We start from the raw sequence: 18,183 nt of genomic DNA, 5'->3' as shown, positions 1-18,183 counted from the left end.
GGTCAAGAAACCGCCCAGAGGGCGGCGTTACTTTAAGAAGGAACTGTCAAAGATGCACCGTTATATGAAGATTTTAACTGAAGTAAAAAAGGCACTGCTTTTTCTACCCATTCTTCTACCGATGTATAATTTGCCGCCTCTTCACCGTAGCAAATATCCAGCATTTCAGTGTGAATAATGCCAGGATTTAGGGGAATTGCTGCCATGCCTTCGGGCAATTCTTGAGCTAATGAGCGAGTAAGTCCTTCAATTGCCCATTTAGAAGCACAATAAGGGGCAACTTCTGGCGAAGTAGAGCGCCCCCAACCGGAACTAAAGTTGACAATAATGCCACTTTTTACTAAGAGCATAGCTGGAACAAAGTAGCGAATTACGTTAGCTACACCTTTAATATTAACATCAATCAAATTGGAAAACTCCTCATTACTTACCCGCCAAAGAGGTGCGAGAGGATTGATGATCGCGGCATTGTTAATCAGCAAATCGGGAGGCGGACAATTTGCCAGTAATTGTTCTGCCCAAGATTTTACTTGAGATTCATTCGCTACATCTACGGCAGTGAAATGGTGAGGCGAATCGTATTTTGCCTTGAGTTTTTCTACTGCTTCTGGAGAACGAGCGCACCCGCAAACAGTATGACCTAATTCGACAAACTTTTCGGTCATGGCAAGACCAAGACCCCGACTTACACCTGTAATTACGATTATTTTTGTCATAATAATTATTTGCTATTTGGACATTTAGTTATAGAATACAGAATAGTAGGTAAATTAGCAAGCAATGAGGATATATTTTGGTGAACTACTGTATTAATCCTAAGTGTCAAAATCGCCAAAACTCCGATGCAGTTAAACTCTGCCAAGCTTGCGGTACAGCTTTGCTAATTAACGATCGCTACCGCATTCTCAAACCATTACGATCGTTACACTTAGGACATCCTACAGAAATATTTGAGGTAGAAGATTGGGGCACTGGCGAACAAGAATGGGGAACTCACAAAGTCCTAAAAGTCCTGAAATATACAAATAATTCTGATTTAGTTTGGTTATTTAAACAAGAAGCACGGGTTTTGATATGGCTGAGGTATCCAGGTATTCCTAAAGTAGAACCTGATGATTATTTTAGGATTTTACCTAACAGTAGCTCTCAGTATTTGCACTGTTTAGTAATGGAAAAAATTTCCGGTAAAAAATTAGATAAATATTTAGAAGAAGAACATCATCTATCTCAATCAATAATTGTTGATTGGCTAAAACAACTAATAAAAATCTTAGACGTAATTCACAGTCAAAATCTTATCCATCGCGACATTAAGCCATCTAATATTATACTCAAGCCTGATGGAAAATTGGCATTGATTGACTTTGGTAGCGTCAAAATAGAAGCAGGCGAAAGTTTGCCAATTGGTTCCTTGGGATACGCCCCACCCGAACAACTTGCAGGCCAAGCTATACAACAATCTGATTTTTTTGCTTTGGGGCGTACCTTGGTTTATTTACTAACAGGTAAAGCGCCTCTAGAATTTATTACAAATGATACAGAAAAAATTATTTGGAGAAATAGTGCTATTAAAATTGAAAGCTACTTAGCAGATTTAATTGATGAAATGATGAATATTAAACCTGAAAATCGACCTCAAAATACGCAATTGCTACTTAACAAATTAAAGGTATTTGTAACGCCGCCCTCTGGGCGGTATCTTTACCGCCCAGAGGGCGGCGTTACGTAAGTATTAGAGTGTAGCCAGCCGCGCCGCCAGTGCCTCAATATACTGTTCGCTATTATGCTCTTTGAGTACCAATTCATAACCGCATTTTGCTTGTGCTTCCGCCTCCTGGGGATTATTTAATAGCTTGATAATTGCATTCCGCAAACCTTCAACATCCCCTGGATTAACCACTGTCGCGATACCAGGAGGCGCAAGGTAATCAGCTAACCCTTGAGTTTTCGTCACCACCACCGGCCGCCGAGTTGCGATCGCCTCTAGAAAAACTTGAATACCAGCAGCATACTTATTTTCTCTCAAAGTAACTGCCACTATATCTGCATCGCGGTAGAGTTGCACTAATTCAGGCCAAGAGTAGAATTTGCGAGACATATTCTCCGGCATAATTTCAGGAAAAGCCTGCTTTAATGCGATCGCATCCTTAGAGAAACCGCTGATTTTCACATCCACATCTAAATTAGAAGTAGCTTCAGCAAGCAGCCTATAATCCCGCTTTTCTAAACCGACACTAGCGATCGTTCTACGCCCCTTATCAGCCCTTGGGGGGCCCGGCGTGAAAAATCTTGTATCTGTCTGATCTAGGAGCACCCAGCACCGGGATTCAGGCAAATTCAAGTAGCGGCGGAGGAAATTAGCTTGAGGACTAGCACAAGCAATAAACAGATTTATCCGGTTTTCCAAGCCAAACAATTTCAGAGCCAAACGGCCGCGCGGTCGATCTATATTGTGAAAAAATACAGCTATTTTAGGTCGGTTACGCTTAGCCCCACACAGTGTTGCAATGGGGATACCCACATCCTCCCCCGTACACAAAATCGTATCATTACTATCAAGTTGTTCAGACAGGTTGCGGGCTAAGGCCCAATGTTCTGGCCGACTAGAAACTTTAGATCGGATCTGGTCAAAAAATGATGGGGAATACTCCTCTGGTTGATGGATAGTCGCCCCTAACCGCTGGCTGAGTCCCCACATCAGATGACGCGGACAAATGCCAACTTCAGCATCTTTAGCGATACTCTCAAGGTCAATCGGGCGGCTTAATGCTAAGTGGTACTTCAAAGCTTTCTCCTTATTGCTTTATGCGTAATACTAAATCCTCTACGATCGCCCCTTTTATACTCTTCTCTCTACGCCTGTACTAATTTTAGATAATTATTATTGTAGTAAGCTGTTTCAAAACTCGTGAACCTACATTGATTTTCATAAGTTTTTCCCTCTAACTGCTAGATTCTAAACTGTAGTCTTCAGAGCGAACCTGTGAGTTTATACGTAGATCCAAACCAAGACCAAAAAATTCGCGATCTCATGCGCGAATGCGGTCAACAGGCTCAAAAATTGGCACGCTTGCCCTTTGAGGTTTCCCAAAAAGGGCCAGGCGACTATGTAACAAATATAGACCAGTTCTTAGATCGGCAACTCTCCGCCGAATTTCACCAGCTTTTTCCTGAAGATGGCACAATTACCGAGGAAAATCCTCTTTCTAGAGCAGCTTTTCACGCAAATTACCGCCGACTATGGTGTATAGATCCTCTGGATGGCACAGAGGAGTTCATTCACAAAAAACTTTACTACGCAGTAATGATCGGTTTACTCTCAGAGAGCGAACCAGTAGCAGGCTGGATTTATGCCCCCGCTTTTGACATTATGTATTGGGGAGGCAAAGATTGGGGACTGTTTCAAGCAGAGGGAGAAAATAAGCCGCAGCCCTTAGTAGTTGCCAAACCTCCCGCGCCTAGCTGCGAGAATTGTAAAATTATTTTGGGGGACAGAGACCAAAAAAACTTTGGTAGTGCGATCGCCCAACTTATTCCGGGAATTGAATTCTATTCCCTCGGTAGCTTCGGCCTCAAAGTGATAGAAGTTATACAAGGTAGAGCAGGGCTATATCTCTACTTCAACGGTAGAGTCAAACTCTGGGATACCGTCGGCCCCTTAGCCTTAGCCAAAGCCGCAGGATTAGTCTGCTGCGACTTAGATGGGGAACCCCTTGCATGGACAGCCGACGCTTTAGACCCCTTAACACTGGCCCACAAACAAGCGATCGCCGTTGGTTGGCCGGAGTACATAGAAACTTTTGGCGATCGCATTCGCCAAGCAGTACGGACAAAATCGCGATCGTCGTAACGCCGCCGTCTCGGCGGTAAAGAAACCGCCCAGAAGGCGGCGTTACACATAAAAACCAAGAGAGGAGTTTTTGCCACTAGAGCCGCCTACGATCGCCGGATTTGGTGATGCAAATAGCCATAATATGGCTATGATTACAGTTAAGTAAGCACAACCTCGGATTCGGGCGAGTGTCTAGAGGCTTTTTGACTAAGCCATTGCGCGTTAGGCGGTAGTTGAGCATCTTGCTCTGAGCGTAAGCCGAAGAGAAGTCGAAACTTCACCTAACCCTCAAAAATCCCATCCCCTTTTAGGCTTGGGAGTGTCAACAATAATTAAGGAGCAAAAAGTTCTTTTTGCCGAGCAACCTTAGTTCCCCAACTGCCGGCTGTAGCATATTAAAATTTCCCCATTACCGCGAGTTTTCATGGAGACAGAAGCTTTTAGTGAGCTTTTCCCCCTCTTAAAGGGAGCCAACCCACAGACCTTGGAAAGTCTGATGTCTGTTGCCGTTAAGCACGAATATCCACCAGGCAGAGCTGTCTTGATGGAAGATGCTTGGGGCAACGCCATCTATTTTGTGGTGTCAGGCTGGGTCAAAGTCCGCCGTCTCTCTGGAGATAATGTCGTTACTTTGGCTATTTTGGGGCGCGGCAACTTCTTTGGCGAAATGGCCATTTTGGACGAGTCCCCCCGCTCCAATGATGTGATTGCCCTTTCAGCAGTACGGCTGATTAGCGTCACCGCTCAACGATTTATTCAAATCCTATTTAAAGACCAGCAGTTGCACCACCGAATGTTGCAATTGATGGTAAGACGGCTGCGCCAAACCAACCTTCGCTATCAAATCCGTAACCGGCCGCCAGCCGTTAAACTAGCCAATACTTTAGTCGAACTAGCAGAAAATTATGGTCAAAAAACCGAATACGGTACTGACATCTTTAACATCCCTTACAAAGACTTGGCGGACGTAACAGATATCAGCCTAGAGGAAACTAGCAAAATTATGGAAAAACTGGATAGCAAAGGTTGGATCAAAATCGATCCTGACCGTCAAGCAATCCATTTGACCAACATCAAGCACTTGAAGAATTTAGCAAATCAATGACTGATGCCACCATCTCTCGCCCGTTACCAGCCAGCGGAATGCCTACCCCAAAGCAGATAGTGCCAGGGATTCAATACTGGGTAGCAATGTCCCAGCCAGAAACCCACCTGTTTGAAGTGACTTTGCGCGTGCAAGCTTGGCACGAATCTATTCTGGATTTAAAAATCCCGGTTTGGACTCCGGGATCTTACTTAGTTAGAGAGTACGCTAAGCACCTCCAAAATTTCCGCGTGTACGCAGAAGAAAATCGGCCCTTGCCTTGGCGTAAAATCAGCAAAAATCACTGGCAAATTGATACGGAAAATGTCTCGGAAGTGACGGTGCAATATTGCATTTTTGCTAATGAATTGACAGTGCGGACTAATCATTTAGACTCTTCTCATGGCTATTTTAATGGGGCTGCACTCTTTTTTTATATCCCTGGGTTTGAGCGTAATTCTTACACGGTGACTATCGTGCCACCGAAACCTTCTTGGCAGGTTACGACTACTTTGCCTGCGATTTCAGGGCAATCTAATACTTTCCTCGCTGCGAATTTTGATATTTTGGTAGACAGCCCCTTTGAGATTGGCTCTCACCAACTTTATGAGTTTGAAGTCAGAGGAAAATCTCATTCCTTGGCAATTTGGGGCAAAGGGAATCTGGAACCGAAGCGTATAATTCGGGATATGCAGAAAATCATTGAGGTGGAAGCTGAACTATTTGGCGATTTGCCTTACGATCGCTATTTATTTCTGCTGCATTTATCAGGTTCAGGTTTTGGGGGTTTAGAACACAAGTTTAGCTGTTCTCTGAACTATCCTCGCTTTGGTTTTCGCCGTCAGGAAAAGTACGATCGCTTCATGCAGCTAGTCGCTCATGAATTTTTCCACCTGTGGAATGTCAAGCGCATCCGCCCTAAAGCTTTAGAAGTTTTTGACTATGATGGGGAGAATTATACTCCTTCTCTTTGGTTTTCGGAAGGTACGACTAGCTATTACGATCTAGCGATTCCATTCCGAGCCGGAATTTATGATATTAAGGGTTTTTTCCAAAGTTTGGCTAAGGAAATTACTCGCTTTCAGACAACTCCTGGCCGTCACGTACAACCTCTAAATGAGTCGAGTTGGGATGCTTGGATTAAGCTTTACAGGCGAGATGCTAACAGTGATAACAGCCAAATTTCTTATTATTTGAAAGGGGAAATGGTCTCGTTATTGTTGGATTTGCTGATTCGGGCGCGTCATGGTAATAAGCGATCGCTCGATGATGTAATGCGAATTATGTGGGAGAAATTCGGTAAAGGGACTGCTAATTCCCCAAATCAGCAACAGCCACATTTTAACGAAATCGGAACAGAAATTGGCTTTACTTCCGAGCAGTTACAAAGTGTAATTGAGTCAGTAGCAGGGATAGATTTAAGTGACTTTTTTCAGCGTTATCTTGATAGCACTGAAGAATTGCCCTTTAACGAATACCTCGAACCCTTTGGAATTCAGTTAGTAGGTGACGATCCTACTGGTTCGCCTCATATCGGTTTGACCGCAGGGGTAGAGCATGGACGGGAGATGATAAAATTTGTGGAAGCAGGGGGGCCCGCACAGTTAGGGGGTATTGATGCTGGGGACGAATTGCTAGCCGTTGACGGTTTTCGGGTAACTGCTGAACATTTGAGCGATCGCCTTAAAGATTATAAACCCGGAGATGCGATCGCCGTGAGTGTCTTCCACCAAGACGAACTGCGGACTTGTCAAGTTACTCTCGTTAAACCCCGCCCCAACCGCTATCAGATTGTAACATTAGAGCAGCCAACGCCAATTCAGAAACAAAACTTTGCAGGATGGCTCGGAGTGCCTTTATCTAAATTTGTGACATGATATACAGTTAACTGTTAACTGTTAACTGTTAACTGTTAACTGTTAACTGTTAACAAATTACAAGAGTTTAAGGGTAATGCTTACTTTATTAGTTAGCAATTAGCCATTAGCCATTAGCAATTAGCCATTAGCCATTACCAATTACCAATTACCAATTTTTATTATGCAACCACCACCACCACCATCCATTAATCCCCGTCAAATGAACCTGCTAAGGATTGTTGCTTCTATGGCATGGTCTGATGGGGAACTCGCAACAGAAGAAGTGGATTTAATGCTAAACCGCTTCAGTCGTTTATTTGCCCCAGGTGACAATCAACAACAAGTGCAACAAGTGCAACAAGAATTGCGGGATTACTTGATGCAAAATCTCCCCTTAGATGAATTGATTCCACAATTAGAAAGTCAGGAAGAACGCGAACTGGTGTTGCAGCTAGGTTATGAAGTGATTTCTTCTAGTGCTCGCACGCCTGACGAACCCAAAATTAATGCCGATGAAGCAGCAGCCTATCAAAAATTAGTGCAGTTGCTAAACCTTCCAGAAGATGTAGTCAAGCGCACCGAAGCAGAAGCGGCGGCTGATGAAAACGAGGAAGGAATCATTGATAAAATGGTTCGCAAGCTCCAGAAATTTATCCAAAACTAACAGTTAATAGTTAACAGTTAACAGTTAACGGTTAACAGTTAACCGTTAATAAACGTAAGGTGGGCGCTCGCCGCAACAATCTTGTAACTAATGGCTAATATGGTTTCGGCGAGCGCCCACCCTACAAGTTATATCTGTTAACTATTACCGAGTTGCAATCATTCCGGTGAGGCGAGCGTAGTCAAAAAGTCCTCCGGCATCAATTACCGGGCCCACATCCCCCAAAGGCTTGAGTTCGTAAGTTTTGCCCAGAGTATGATTAATAATTTGATTGTGTTCAGAGTCGATAGTAACTTCTTGGCCTGTAGCAAATAAATCGCATAGCCGTTCGACAGATTCCCAAGGGTACAATTCACCTGTAGCGGAGCAATTGCGAAAGAAAATCCGGGCGTAAGATTGAGCGACTACTGCTTCAACACCAGCAGCTCCCAAGGCGATAGGAGCGTGTTCCCGTGAAGAGCCGCAGCCAAAATTTTCTCCTGCAACAATAATCGGGTAGCGCGTTTTGATTTCTGGGGGTTGTATGAACTTGCCGTAACGATTGGGCAACCCTACTAGAGCATAGCTTCCTAGTTTCTCATACTCGTCTGGCTTCGAGGGAACTAGGGTGAGATATTCAGCAGGAATGATTTGATCGGTATCGATATTATCGTCTAAAACAAAAATTTGACCGCGAATTACTTTGCTCATAGTTAATTTTTCGGTTCGGTTGAGGTGATGCAGGAGTTTTCATGTATGGCGATCGCTACATTCTAACTTAGAAGTGGCTTAAGAGTGGAAAGAGTTCCTGAAGTGCGATCGCTCAAGCTGAAGCAACACTCAAGCCATGTTGTCTCTTAACTCTACCCATTACTCTCCTTAACTGATAGTCTTAATGAAAAATCACATAAATACATTCGGACTGAACTATAAATTCATTCTTGAACCGAAAATGGTAGATCGGATTGATGACATAGCCATACAAGCTCGTCAGGGTAGTGTTGCAGCGATTATTCAAGTGCTCAACGAAAAGTTAGCAGAAGTCGGTGTCAGAACTAGAGCTGTGTTTGCAGATGGTGTCTTGCAACTACTTTGTGAGGCCGCAAAAGTCGATCAGCTCGAAGAGTCTACCTTGGTAGAGCGCATTCGACAGATTCTCGAAGGAATTTCTCCGCGCTACATTCGCCGAGTCAATATTAACAGCCGGATTGTCCGAGAACAGCAGTTGCTCTGGCTAGAAGAAATTAGCCGAGATCCAGAAAATCAATTGCTATGGTCAAAACAAATTATCCTAGCAAGACCCAACTTTTTTAAGCAATTCTTCGAGGATATTAGCCATATCAGCGGCTGGCTTCGTCCAGGTAAAACTCAACTTCTGAAGCCAGCTTTACTCAAAAATTCCTCATCATCTCTGTTGCGCGATCGGCGACAATTTGAGCGAGGTGTAGTCGGTGGAGTCAGCCTGAGCTTATTCTTGCTGATGCTGGGTTTGGTACTGCACAATTGGCTTAATTCTCAAGATTCCGAGACTATTCAAGCCAGACCTCAATCCGTACCCTACAATATTCCCCCAAGTCCAGTTCCGAAAACACCAAAACCTGTAAGTGTTGCTCAATCTCAAGATGGTTTCGCACAAGCTGTGCGGCTAGCCCAGCAAGCCGCAGACGACGGTAAAAAGGCTCAAACTCGCGAGGATTGGTTAGTAATAGCTGCTAAGTGGCAGCAAGCATCCGAGCTGATGAGGGCAGTAGCGCCCACTCATCCCCGTTACGATACGGCTGTAAACAGAGCCGCGCTTTACCGCCAATACAGTGATAACGCGCAACAGGAAGCACAGAAGTATTAGGGGCTAGGGTGCTCCGATGCTCCGATGCTCAGGGAAGAAGGCAATAGAATCAATGGTTTTAGGAACTCAGAACGCCTTAACTGCCAAGAAGGTTGCTATATCAAAAATGATATTAGTTAACCATTAAAATCAGACGCAGAGGATCAAACCGCACATACCAAGGCAACGGATGATTCTTGATTGCTTCCCACTTTTCTTTAAAAATTTCCGCTTGCAGATGATAATCCTGTGGATTTTCAGGAGTAGCATTCAACTTGAAAAAAAGCGTCATTCGGTGTGGTGTTTCACTGGTTGCTGCTAACCAGCACGGAAACGTATTATTCAGACTTGAATTAGGATTGGGCATAATACTGATTTGATGGGCACGGATTCCTACATCTGCCAAGTCATTAGGAATCGCTTCCACGACTTGCAAGGTAACGCCCCAATCGCTTGCTTCAATCGTATTCGAGTTGACTACAGTAGCGCGAGAAAAGTTTTTGCATCCCGTTAGTTGAGCGACACGAATGGTGCGAGGATGTTCAAAAATTCGATGTTTAAAATCAAAAGCGATCGCTTTTCCCCCCGACATTACCATCAATTTCTCACAGACTCGATAGGCTTCCTCCAGATTATGTGTCACAAATAAAGTGACACCAGCATAAGTAGATAAAGTTTCCACTAATTGACGCTCAACTTGAGCGCGGAGATAGGTATCTAGCGCCGAAAACGGTTCATCCAGTAGTAAAACTTCCGGTTCAGTTGCTAGTGCTCTTGCCAGTGCAACCCGCTGCTGTTGTCCACCGGATAATTGATGGGGATAGCGATCGCCCAATCCCTGTAATTGTAGTAACATAAGCTGTTGATTCACCCGTTGCGATCGCGTTTTCGGCGATAAATGTTGCAAGCCAAAGGCAATATTTTGGAAAACAGTTATATGCGGAAATAGTGCATAGTTTTGAAATACTAAACTCACTTTTCGCTGATGACTAGGTACATTAATCCGCTTTTCTGAATCAAATAAAGTTTGACCATTCAGAACAATTCGCCCTTGACTGGGGGTTTCTACTCCTGCAATACAGCGAAGTGTCATACTCTTACCAGAACCAGATCCACCTAGTAAACCTAATGTTTCTTGATGAACGCTAAAAGCATTATTAAGAGTAAAGTTTGCCAGTTTTTTCTCAATATTAACTAGCAGCCCTTTTTCCCGATGAAATAACTTAGGTGAAGCAGGATTTAGGGAATCGAGACTTGGGCGCAGAGCAGAAATTTCTGCTCTTTCCCTAGTACCTAGTCCCCAGTCCCTAGCGCCTTTTTCTTCTCTACGATGTACAGGTTCATTGGCTTCAACTACACCAAATTGTTTACCTTTAATTTTGCGTTCATATTGTTTCTGCCATATATTAACTACAATAATACCTGATAATGAGATTGTTATAATCACAGTCACCCACAGCCAAGCTTCATTCATTGCTCCTGCTTCCACTGCAAAGTAAATTGCCATAGGAATAGTTTGAGTTTGACCGGGAATATTCCCCGCTAACATCAAAGTTGCCCCAAATTCTCCTAAAGCTCGCGCAAATGTTAGAATTGTTCCGGCTACGATACCGGGGACAGAAAGCGGAAGTAACACCCGCCAGAAAATTCTTACCTTTGATGCGCCGAGAGTTTGGGCGACTTGTAGCAAACTGCGATCGACTTGTTCAAATGCTCCTAATGCAGTTTTATACATTAGAGGAAAAGCTACAACCGTCGCCGCGATCGCGGCCGCATACCAGGTAAAAACAATGGTGAAATTAAACCGATCCATTAACTGCCCCAAGGGGCCATTTTTGCCAAATAATAGCAGCAGCACAAAGCCCACAACTGTCGGCGGTAGAATTAACGGTGATACAAAAATGCCCTCAATCACAGATTTCCATCGCCCCCGATAATTCAACATCCAGTAAGCAATGGGAATCGCTGTAAAGAATGTAGCAATGGTGGCAAGTCCTGCGGTTTTAAGAGAAATCAACAATGGAGAAAAGTCAGCAATCATAGCAGTTTATGAGTTAGTTTCTAGGTACGTAGTTGCGCTTCAGCGCTCTGGGGATATGAAAGAGCGCTGAAGCGCAACTACATACCAAAGCCATATTTCTTGAAGATGGCTTGAGCTTTTTGACTGGTGAGAAATTGGGTGTAAATACGAGCATTTGACTGATTTTTACTAGCTTTAATAACTGCCATTGGATAAACAATTGGAGAGTGCAAATTACTGGCAGCAGTTGCCACTTGTTTTACTTTGTTTGAAATTTTGGCATCAGTTGCATAGACAATTCCTGCATCGGCGTTACCACTTTCGATAGTTCCTAAAACATTACGAACTGAGTTGCCATAGACAAATTTAGACTTTAGTTGATCCAAAATTCCCAGATTCTTAAACACTTCTTCTGCGTATTGTCCAGCCGGGACACTGCGCGGTTCTCCGACCGAAATTCTTTTGACGTTGGAATTAGTTAATTGCTTGAAGTTTGTTAGTCCTAGCTTGGAGTTACTCGGTACTACCAAAACTAGACTGTTAGTGAGTATATTGTGCCTAGTATCAGTCAGAATCAAATTTTTTTTCTGCAAAGCATCCATTTGTCGAGTTGCAGCAGAAATGAATAGATCGACGGGTGCGCCCTGCTCAATTTGCTGTTGAAGTGTCCCCGATGCCGCAAAGTTGTAGTTGACTGTAATCCCTGGATGGGCAGATTTAAAGAGTGGATCGACTTCTTTCAGGGCTTCTTGTAAACTAGCTGCGGCGGCAATTAGCAGCGTGGGAGACTGAGCGTTGGCGGGGGTAGGCAGGGCTAGTTTGAAGCCGATCGCTAGCAGTAGAGTTGCCAGTAATCCGCTTACAAAGGCGAGAATGTGTCTTCTTTTCATAAGACTTGAGTTGGGTTGGTATAGTTAGCTCAAAGCGATCTGACGACCGATTTACCGCTAGAACTGTCACAAAATTATTTAAAATAGATCGCATAATCTTACGATTAATATCACATTATATTTTATAATATTAGCTTAAGAATAACCCTAGTGAGTTAGTGAAGTTAAATATTTGACCGGGTATGTATAGAGTTGACATTGAATGTTACGTAATTTCTCGGAGGGGCAATAGCGTCTATTCAATCTCCGAAATTTTTCGCCATTTTATTATCAGTAGGCAGGCATAGTTAAAGGTAGAGTCGGCGAAGTGGATTTACTTAGCACAATTCAGCGGAGGATAGCCTGCGCTATAATAATGTTTATTTTACTTACGACTACCTACTTATAAACAGGGTTTGCCTATTAGCTGTAGAGTAAAATTTTGCGGCATACAGGTTAAAACATTTACAAATAACGGCTTTGCAATCATGATAAATGCTCAGGGAAATCAAGGCTTTGCTAAAGAACACTCGCCCATGACAAAGCCTTTGACATTGCATCTACACCGCTTGACAGAACCAGTATTACTTCAAAAATTTATGGGTCGTCTCATGCAGAACCAGACCGATCCTGCTCAACTGGGGCAGCAAATTTCCCAAATTCTTCTGGCAAACCTAGCTCCAGAAACACTGCTGCCAAAAATCGCGGAGGTGTTGGGGGCTGCTTGCCAGGGGGATTGTTGTCTGGTTGCTGCTGTTAAGGGCGATCGCACAACAATTCAGAGTGGTTATTGGGAAACAGATCGTACTGTGGATTCTACGGAGATGTCCCAATTCCCAAAAACAACTCCAGTTAACAAGTTCTTAGTGTCGCTGACAGAGCATCCTGCCTTTGGCAGAATGCTCTTAAGCGGGGGTTCTGTCGCTATTTCTGACATTCAGACGAACCCAGCGACTCGCACTCTGAAAGTAGAATCGCTTCCTTTTCGAGGAATTTTGGCGATCGCAACACGCTTAGGAGGGGCAGTAAACGGCACGATCGTTGTAGGTTCCCTGCAACCTCGCCTCTGGTCAACATTAGACTTGGAACGACTAGAAGCCATAGCAACAATGGCTGCGATCGCCATCTCTCAACTTGAAAAGACCCAAGAGATTGCGACTTTACAGCAAGTAGTCCACCGTCAATCCCAATACCAAACCCTGCTCAGTTGGCTGACTTGCATAATTGACACCCCTCTCGAACTCAACCAAATTCTACAACTAGCTATCGAGGGCACCGCCGATACCCTACAAGTAGATCGCGGTCTAATCCTGCTATTGAAATACGCAGATCCCCTATTTAAAACTCACTCTCCTAACCAAATTCCCAAAGCTAAAGTCACAATAGTTTGCGAATGGTTTAAGGGCAAAGGGGTAGGGAAGTGGAGAGATGCGGGAGATAGGGAAATTAAATCTTCCCTATCCTCCCCATCCTCCCGATCTTCTTTCTGGCTATCGGAGTCTTCCTTGTGTCAAGAGGCTTTTAGTCGCGCTCGTAAGCTATTGGCGATCGCAGATACCAACGAGTTACCAAACCAATCCCTTGATTACGCCGCTGAAATCTTGAAGCCCCCCGGCATCAGAGCCTTATTGCTAGTTCCCCTAGTAGGGGCAACCCAAGGCACTATTTTAGGCTTCCTAGTATTGCAGCACTCCTTACCTCGCCTCTGGCAGCCAGAAGAATTAGAACTCGTAGAATTAGTCGCAGCCCAAATCAGTGCAGCAATTCTTCAAACTCAGACACTACAGCAAGTGCAAGCCCTTGTCGAAGATCGTACTGCCCAGTTGCAGCGAAGTCTCGACGTGCAAGCGAAATTGTACGAACAAACTCGTCGGCAAGTTGACCAACTGCGACTTCTAAATCAGCTCAAAGACGAATTTCTTAGCACCGTCAGCCATGAATTACGAACACCTCTGACAAGTATGACCCTTGCCATTCGGATGTTACGTCAGTCCGACCTCCCCCCGGAGCGCCGCGCCGTTTATCTTGATATTCTCGATCGGCAATGCTCTCAGGAAACCAATCTGATCAACGATTTACTAGCCCTACAGCAGTTAGAATCCCAGCCAGACTCTATCGAACCCGAAAAAATTGACCTCAAGCTTTTAATTGCAGATTTAGCCCAAGATTTTGAGCAAAAATGGGCGAGTAAGAGTTTAACTCTAGCGGTGGAAATACCAGGCCGACCCTTACCCCTACAAACCGAACCCAAAAGTCTAAGGCGTATCCTGCTGGAACTATTGACAAATGCTGGTAAATACTCTGCTGCTAGCAGTACCGTCGTCTTAGCGGCCTATTTTGCCGCAGGTGAAATTGTAATCAGCGTCTCTAACATCGGGCGCGGCATTTCCAGCGAAGACTTACCCCATATTTTTGAGAAGTTTCGGCGTGGAGCCGGTATTACCGAACAAGCTATTCCCGGTACGGGTTTAGGCTTAGCTCTGGTAAAGTCCTTAGTAAAGCACTTACGCGGCACTATTGCCGCCTTTAGCTCTGGGCCAGCAGAAAATCCTGAAACTAATGAGTTGTGGCGTACTAGCTTCACCCTAACCTTGCCCCTGTTTCCAGGGCAAAACGCAAGTCTGGAGGAATAATTAGTAATGGCTAATCGCTAATGGCTAATTGCTAATTGCTAATTGCTAATTGCTAATTGGTAATTGCTAATGGCTAATTGCTAATGGCTAATTGCTAATTGGGGAAAAAGCCTCCCCCGCTCCCTCGCTCCCCTGCTCCCCTGCTCCCCCGCTCTTCCCCTAGCCCCTAGTCCCTAGCCCCTAGCCCCTATATTTATGCTCACAAAAAGTGTCCCTAAGCCCCTTCGCTGGCAAAAGTCTCAATCTTCACCTTTAACTAGACAGATAGATGTTTTTACCGCCGCAGGACAGTTTATGTTCTATCTGTGGTCGGATCGGCTATTTCAAAATAACTCGCCTCAGACAAGAGCCATCCGCGCTGAATGGTTACTCAAAACTTTACTAAATTTAGGCCCAACTTTTATTAAAATTGGTCAGGCTCTCTCGACTCGTGCAGATATACTCCCTTTAGAGTATGTTAATGAATTACAAAAATTACAAGATAAAGTACCTGAGTTTAATTCGGAAGAAGCGATTGCTTTGATTGAATCTGAACTTGGCAAAGAAGTTTATGCTTTGTATCGAGATTTCGATCATTTTCCGATTGCGGCTGCCAGCTTGGGACAGGTACACAAAGCTCGGCTACATACTGGAGAAGATGTAGTTGTAAAGGTGCAACGTCCCGGATTGCAAAAGTTATTTGATTTGGATGTTAAAGCTATTTACAAAATCATACATTTTTGCCAGCGATATTTGCCTTGGACTCGAAAATATAATTTAGATGCAATTTATGATGAATTTTTCACAATTCTTTATCAAGAGATTGACTACATACAAGAGGGTAAAAATGCCGAGCGATTTGCTAATAATTTTAGGGGTTATCCTGGTATTCTTGTACCCAAAATATATTGGAGATATACGACAAAAAAGGTATTGACTGTCGAGTATTTACCTGGGATAAAGGTTGACGATCGACAAAGTTTAGAAGCTAAAGGAATAGACTTAAAATGTCTCAATCAGTTAGGGATTTCTTGTTACTTGAAACAATTGTTGCAAGACGGGTTTTTTCAAGCAGATCCCCATCCGGGAAACATGGCAGTTAATTCAGATGGTTCTCTGATTTTTTATGATTTTGGAATGATGGCAGAGGTAAAGTCTCTGGCTAAAGAACAGATGATTAGAACTTTTTTTGGAGTGTTGAGAAAAGACAGTGATGAGGTTTTAGAAACCTTGATTTTGATGGGTTTAATTGAACCTGTGCCGGATATGATGCCAGTGCGGAGAATGGTTACGTTTCTATTGGAAAAGTTTACTGAAAAGCCGATTGATTTTCAAGCTTTTAATGAAATCAAAGATGAATTGTACATCATGTTTGAGCAACAGCCATTTCGATTGCCGGGACAAATGATGTTCATTCTCAAAGCGTTGACGACTCTTGACGGTATTGCTCGCACTTTAGATCCTCAATACAACCCTGTTGCTTGTGCTAAACCTTTTGTGAAAAGCCTAACTACAGTCTCCCAAAAAGAGCGAGTAAATTTGGTGGGAGAGCTGGCAAAACAAGCTAGAAATTATGTTAGATTTAAGTTGCAGCAACCGAGTAGAGCAGAAGTTTTAATCCGACATTTAGAAAAGCGGATTGAAGACGGGGAGTTACAAGTGCGGGTGAGGACAATCGAGAGCGATCGCGCTCTGAAAAAAGTTAATATGGCTGTTAAGACTCTAATTTATGCTTGCTTGACTGGGTTTGCCTTTCTATCGGGTGCGGTGCTACTAATTGGGGGATATAAAGGAGGTGCGATCGCGGTTTTTTCTCTATCAGCATTTGCGGCTTGGTTTTTGGTGCGATCTCTATTCAATTTGTGGGCTAGAGAAAAGCTCGATAAATTGGCAGAAAAATAAATATTTTTATTTATAGCAGTCGCCAAGGCGATTAGGACGTTCTGAGTTCCTGAAACTCGCTGATTCTATTCCCTTCTTCCCCTAGCCCCTAGCCCCTAGCCCCTAGCCCCTAACCGCTGAAAGCGGTTGCTATACCTTTAACGAAACAGTGTAGCAGCAGGAAGTCCAAGTCCCAAAGCTAAGCGAATGCCGATCGCAACTGCTAACAAGGCCAAAAACAGTCCAGTAGTCTGAATATCTTGCTTAGCAGCGCTTAACTCCTCGCGTTCCAAACCATAAACTATAGCTGCATAAAATGGTAAGTCATTGAGTGCAACTACTGCGATCGCTCCCAACATACCCCCAAAATAAAACCCCGTCGGTAGTCCAACCACCATAAAAATAAACTTTAAAACACAGCCGTAAGCAGGATAGTAACTCTTGCCGATCGCAAACAATACCTGATCGATCGTCTGCGTCAAAATCCGAGGCCATATTCCCAAAGCCAAAACCGGTAACATCCAGGCAGCATTCGAGTACCTATTATCATAGAGTGCGAGAATTAAAAAATCCCCAAAGCTAACTAATAGCGTTACGCCTAATGCTACTGCCATCAAAATTGGCTGACGGTTTTTAAGAATTTTAGCGCGAAAAGTTGCGCGGGGGAGGTCAGCAAGCTGCGAAAAAGCGGGAAAAAGCACTTTGCTACTGACAGCTAAAACAACCTGACGAGGTATATCAGCAATGATAAAAGCAATGCCATAAACGCCTAACAACTCAAAGGAAATCATTTTTCCTAGCATTAGGCGATCGCTTTGTTCCGCCAGAAATGTTACCGCCGTCGAAACAAAAATCCACTTACCAAAAGAAAATATTGCCCCAGCCGCCTCTCGATCCCATACCAAGCGGTTAGGCGCGGTCAAATTCAACCAGTGACTCCAGATTAACTGAATTAAACTACCAACCAGCGTCCCAACTACCAAAGCCCAAATACTTTTATTGAACCACGCCCAGGTAATCATTGCTGCAATGGAAACCGCTTGACCCCCCAGCTCAAAAATTGCTAACTTTGCGATCGCCATCTGGCGATTGAGGGTATACAAAGAAGTCGAGTTAAACCCAGAAATAACTGTACTTAAACCCACCACAGGTAGCAGCCAAAAAAGCTGCGGTTCTCCGTATAGTAAAGAAATCGGCTTTGCCAGCAGCAAACAACAAAACCACAGCGTACAACCCCGAACGATCTGCAAAGTCCAGGCTGTGTTTAGAAAATCCGGGTCGTTCCCGCGCCGATTCTGGATAATGCTTGGCCCGATGCCAATATCTGAAAATAGGTGAAGACCGAGGATAAAAATATTTACTAAGGCCATCAGACCGAATAGTTCTGGGTAGAGCAGACGAGCTAGGATGATATTGCTACCAAACCGCAAAATCTGGCTCATTCCATACCCAGCAATTGTCCAAGCTGCACCCCGAAGAGCAAGTTTTTTTAACGATGACATGATTAAGGAAGAAGGGGTTAGGGGCTAGGGGTTAGGGGCTAGGGGAAGAGAGGGGG

General features: G+C 44.0%; 14 protein-coding genes. 8 read left to right on the top strand and 6 right to left on the bottom strand.

Annotated elements, in window-relative coordinates; all coding sequences use genetic code 11:
- Window positions 1-32: 32 nt before the first annotated feature.
- Complete coding sequence (locus PY364_RS16570) at window positions 33-716, bottom strand: SDR family oxidoreductase (protein ID WP_275524140.1); 684 nt, start codon at window positions 714-716, stop codon at window positions 33-35.
- A gap of 80 nt (window positions 717-796) precedes the next feature.
- Between PY364_RS16570 and PY364_RS16565 the strand changes: the two genes are divergently transcribed.
- A complete protein-coding gene (locus tag PY364_RS16565; RefSeq protein WP_275524138.1) occupies window positions 797-1,729 on the top strand; it encodes a serine/threonine-protein kinase in 933 nt (310 codons plus the stop codon).
- Window positions 1,730-1,732: 3 nt separating this feature from the next.
- Here PY364_RS16565 and PY364_RS16560 read toward each other — a convergent pair whose 3' ends face one another.
- Window positions 1,733-2,785, bottom strand: coding sequence for a glycosyltransferase family 4 protein (locus tag PY364_RS16560; RefSeq protein ID WP_275524137.1), 1,053 nt, complete (start codon window positions 2,783-2,785; stop codon window positions 1,733-1,735).
- 198 nt (window positions 2,786-2,983) lie between these two features.
- Here PY364_RS16560 and PY364_RS16555 point away from each other — a divergent pair, with 198 nt between their 5' ends.
- From PY364_RS16555 to PY364_RS16540, 4 genes are all read left to right on the top strand, one after another.
- Window positions 2,984-3,850 (top strand): inositol monophosphatase family protein, encoded by an 867-nt coding sequence (locus PY364_RS16555; RefSeq protein ID WP_343277673.1) that lies wholly within the window; start codon window positions 2,984-2,986, stop codon window positions 3,848-3,850.
- A gap of 406 nt (window positions 3,851-4,256) precedes the next feature.
- Entirely contained in the window at window positions 4,257-4,937 is a 681-nt protein-coding gene (locus tag PY364_RS16550) for a Crp/Fnr family transcriptional regulator (protein ID WP_275524136.1), read from the top strand.
- A complete protein-coding gene (locus tag PY364_RS16545) occupies window positions 4,934-6,793 on the top strand; it encodes a M61 family metallopeptidase (protein ID WP_275524134.1) in 1,860 nt (619 codons plus the stop codon). Before PY364_RS16550 ends, PY364_RS16545 begins: the two co-directional genes overlap by 4 nt.
- A gap of 163 nt (window positions 6,794-6,956) precedes the next feature.
- Complete coding sequence (locus PY364_RS16540) at window positions 6,957-7,439, top strand: TerB family tellurite resistance protein (protein WP_275524132.1); 483 nt, start codon at window positions 6,957-6,959, stop codon at window positions 7,437-7,439.
- 144 nt (window positions 7,440-7,583) lie between these two features.
- Here the strand turns inward: PY364_RS16540 and PY364_RS16535 are convergent, their stop codons facing one another.
- Window positions 7,584-8,129: a 3-isopropylmalate dehydratase gene (locus tag PY364_RS16535; protein ID WP_275524130.1), complete on the bottom strand. Its 546-nt coding sequence runs from the start codon at window positions 8,127-8,129 to the stop codon at window positions 7,584-7,586.
- A 184-nt stretch (window positions 8,130-8,313) separates the two neighbouring features.
- Here PY364_RS16535 and PY364_RS16530 point away from each other — a divergent pair, with 184 nt between their 5' ends.
- A complete protein-coding gene (locus tag PY364_RS16530; protein WP_275524128.1) occupies window positions 8,314-9,264 on the top strand; it encodes a hypothetical protein in 951 nt (316 codons plus the stop codon).
- 112 nt (window positions 9,265-9,376) lie between these two features.
- Here PY364_RS16530 and modB read toward each other — a convergent pair whose 3' ends face one another.
- Complete coding sequence (gene modB / locus PY364_RS16525; protein ID WP_275524126.1) at window positions 9,377-11,284, bottom strand: molybdate ABC transporter permease subunit; 1,908 nt, start codon at window positions 11,282-11,284, stop codon at window positions 9,377-9,379.
- Between the two features lie 77 nt (window positions 11,285-11,361).
- Complete coding sequence (modA, locus tag PY364_RS16520) at window positions 11,362-12,153, bottom strand: molybdate ABC transporter substrate-binding protein (RefSeq protein WP_275524125.1); 792 nt, start codon at window positions 12,151-12,153, stop codon at window positions 11,362-11,364.
- 467 nt (window positions 12,154-12,620) lie between these two features.
- On the opposite strand from modA, the gene PY364_RS16515 reads away from it, so the two are divergent.
- Window positions 12,621-14,765 (top strand): GAF domain-containing sensor histidine kinase, encoded by a 2,145-nt coding sequence (locus PY364_RS16515; protein ID WP_275524124.1) that lies wholly within the window; start codon window positions 12,621-12,623, stop codon window positions 14,763-14,765.
- 195 nt (window positions 14,766-14,960) lie between these two features.
- Window positions 14,961-16,646: an AarF/ABC1/UbiB kinase family protein gene (locus PY364_RS16510; RefSeq protein ID WP_275524122.1), complete on the top strand. Its 1,686-nt coding sequence runs from the start codon at window positions 14,961-14,963 to the stop codon at window positions 16,644-16,646.
- Window positions 16,647-16,783: 137 nt separating this feature from the next.
- Here the strand turns inward: PY364_RS16510 and PY364_RS16505 are convergent, their stop codons facing one another.
- Entirely contained in the window at window positions 16,784-18,127 is a 1,344-nt protein-coding gene (locus PY364_RS16505) for an oligosaccharide flippase family protein (protein ID WP_275524120.1), read from the bottom strand.
- Window positions 18,128-18,183 lie beyond the last annotated feature (56 nt).

Origin of the sequence: Kamptonema sp. UHCC 0994, from assembly GCF_029167235.1 — a bacterium.
Lineage (GTDB): Bacteria > Cyanobacteriota > Cyanobacteriia > Cyanobacteriales > Microcoleaceae > Kamptonema.
The sequence above is the reverse complement of the archived record's forward strand: the minus strand, read 5'-3'. Positions and strand labels throughout refer to the sequence as shown.

Bases quoted from the DNA above. Each gene is read 5' to 3' on its own strand.
- PY364_RS16530 (WP_275524128.1), top strand. From the start codon at position 8,314: ATGAAAAATCACATAAATACATTCGGACTGAACTATAAATTCATTCTT.
- PY364_RS16535 (WP_275524130.1), bottom strand. From the start codon at position 8,129: ATGAGCAAAGTAATTCGCGGTCAAATTTTTGTTTTAGACGATAATATC.
- PY364_RS16540 (WP_275524132.1), top strand. From the start codon at position 6,957: ATGCAACCACCACCACCACCATCCATTAATCCCCGTCAAATGAACCTG.
- modB (WP_275524126.1), bottom strand. From the start codon at position 11,284: ATGATTGCTGACTTTTCTCCATTGTTGATTTCTCTTAAAACCGCAGGA.
- PY364_RS16515 (WP_275524124.1), top strand. From the start codon at position 12,621: ATGATAAATGCTCAGGGAAATCAAGGCTTTGCTAAAGAACACTCGCCC.
- modA (WP_275524125.1), bottom strand. From the start codon at position 12,153: ATGAAAAGAAGACACATTCTCGCCTTTGTAAGCGGATTACTGGCAACT.
- PY364_RS16505 (WP_275524120.1), bottom strand. From the start codon at position 18,127: ATGTCATCGTTAAAAAAACTTGCTCTTCGGGGTGCAGCTTGGACAATT.
- PY364_RS16510 (WP_275524122.1), top strand. From the start codon at position 14,961: ATGCTCACAAAAAGTGTCCCTAAGCCCCTTCGCTGGCAAAAGTCTCAA.
- PY364_RS16550 (WP_275524136.1), top strand. From the start codon at position 4,257: ATGGAGACAGAAGCTTTTAGTGAGCTTTTCCCCCTCTTAAAGGGAGCC.
- PY364_RS16545 (WP_275524134.1), top strand. From the start codon at position 4,934: ATGACTGATGCCACCATCTCTCGCCCGTTACCAGCCAGCGGAATGCCT.
- PY364_RS16570 (WP_275524140.1), bottom strand. From the start codon at position 716: ATGACAAAAATAATCGTAATTACAGGTGTAAGTCGGGGTCTTGGTCTT.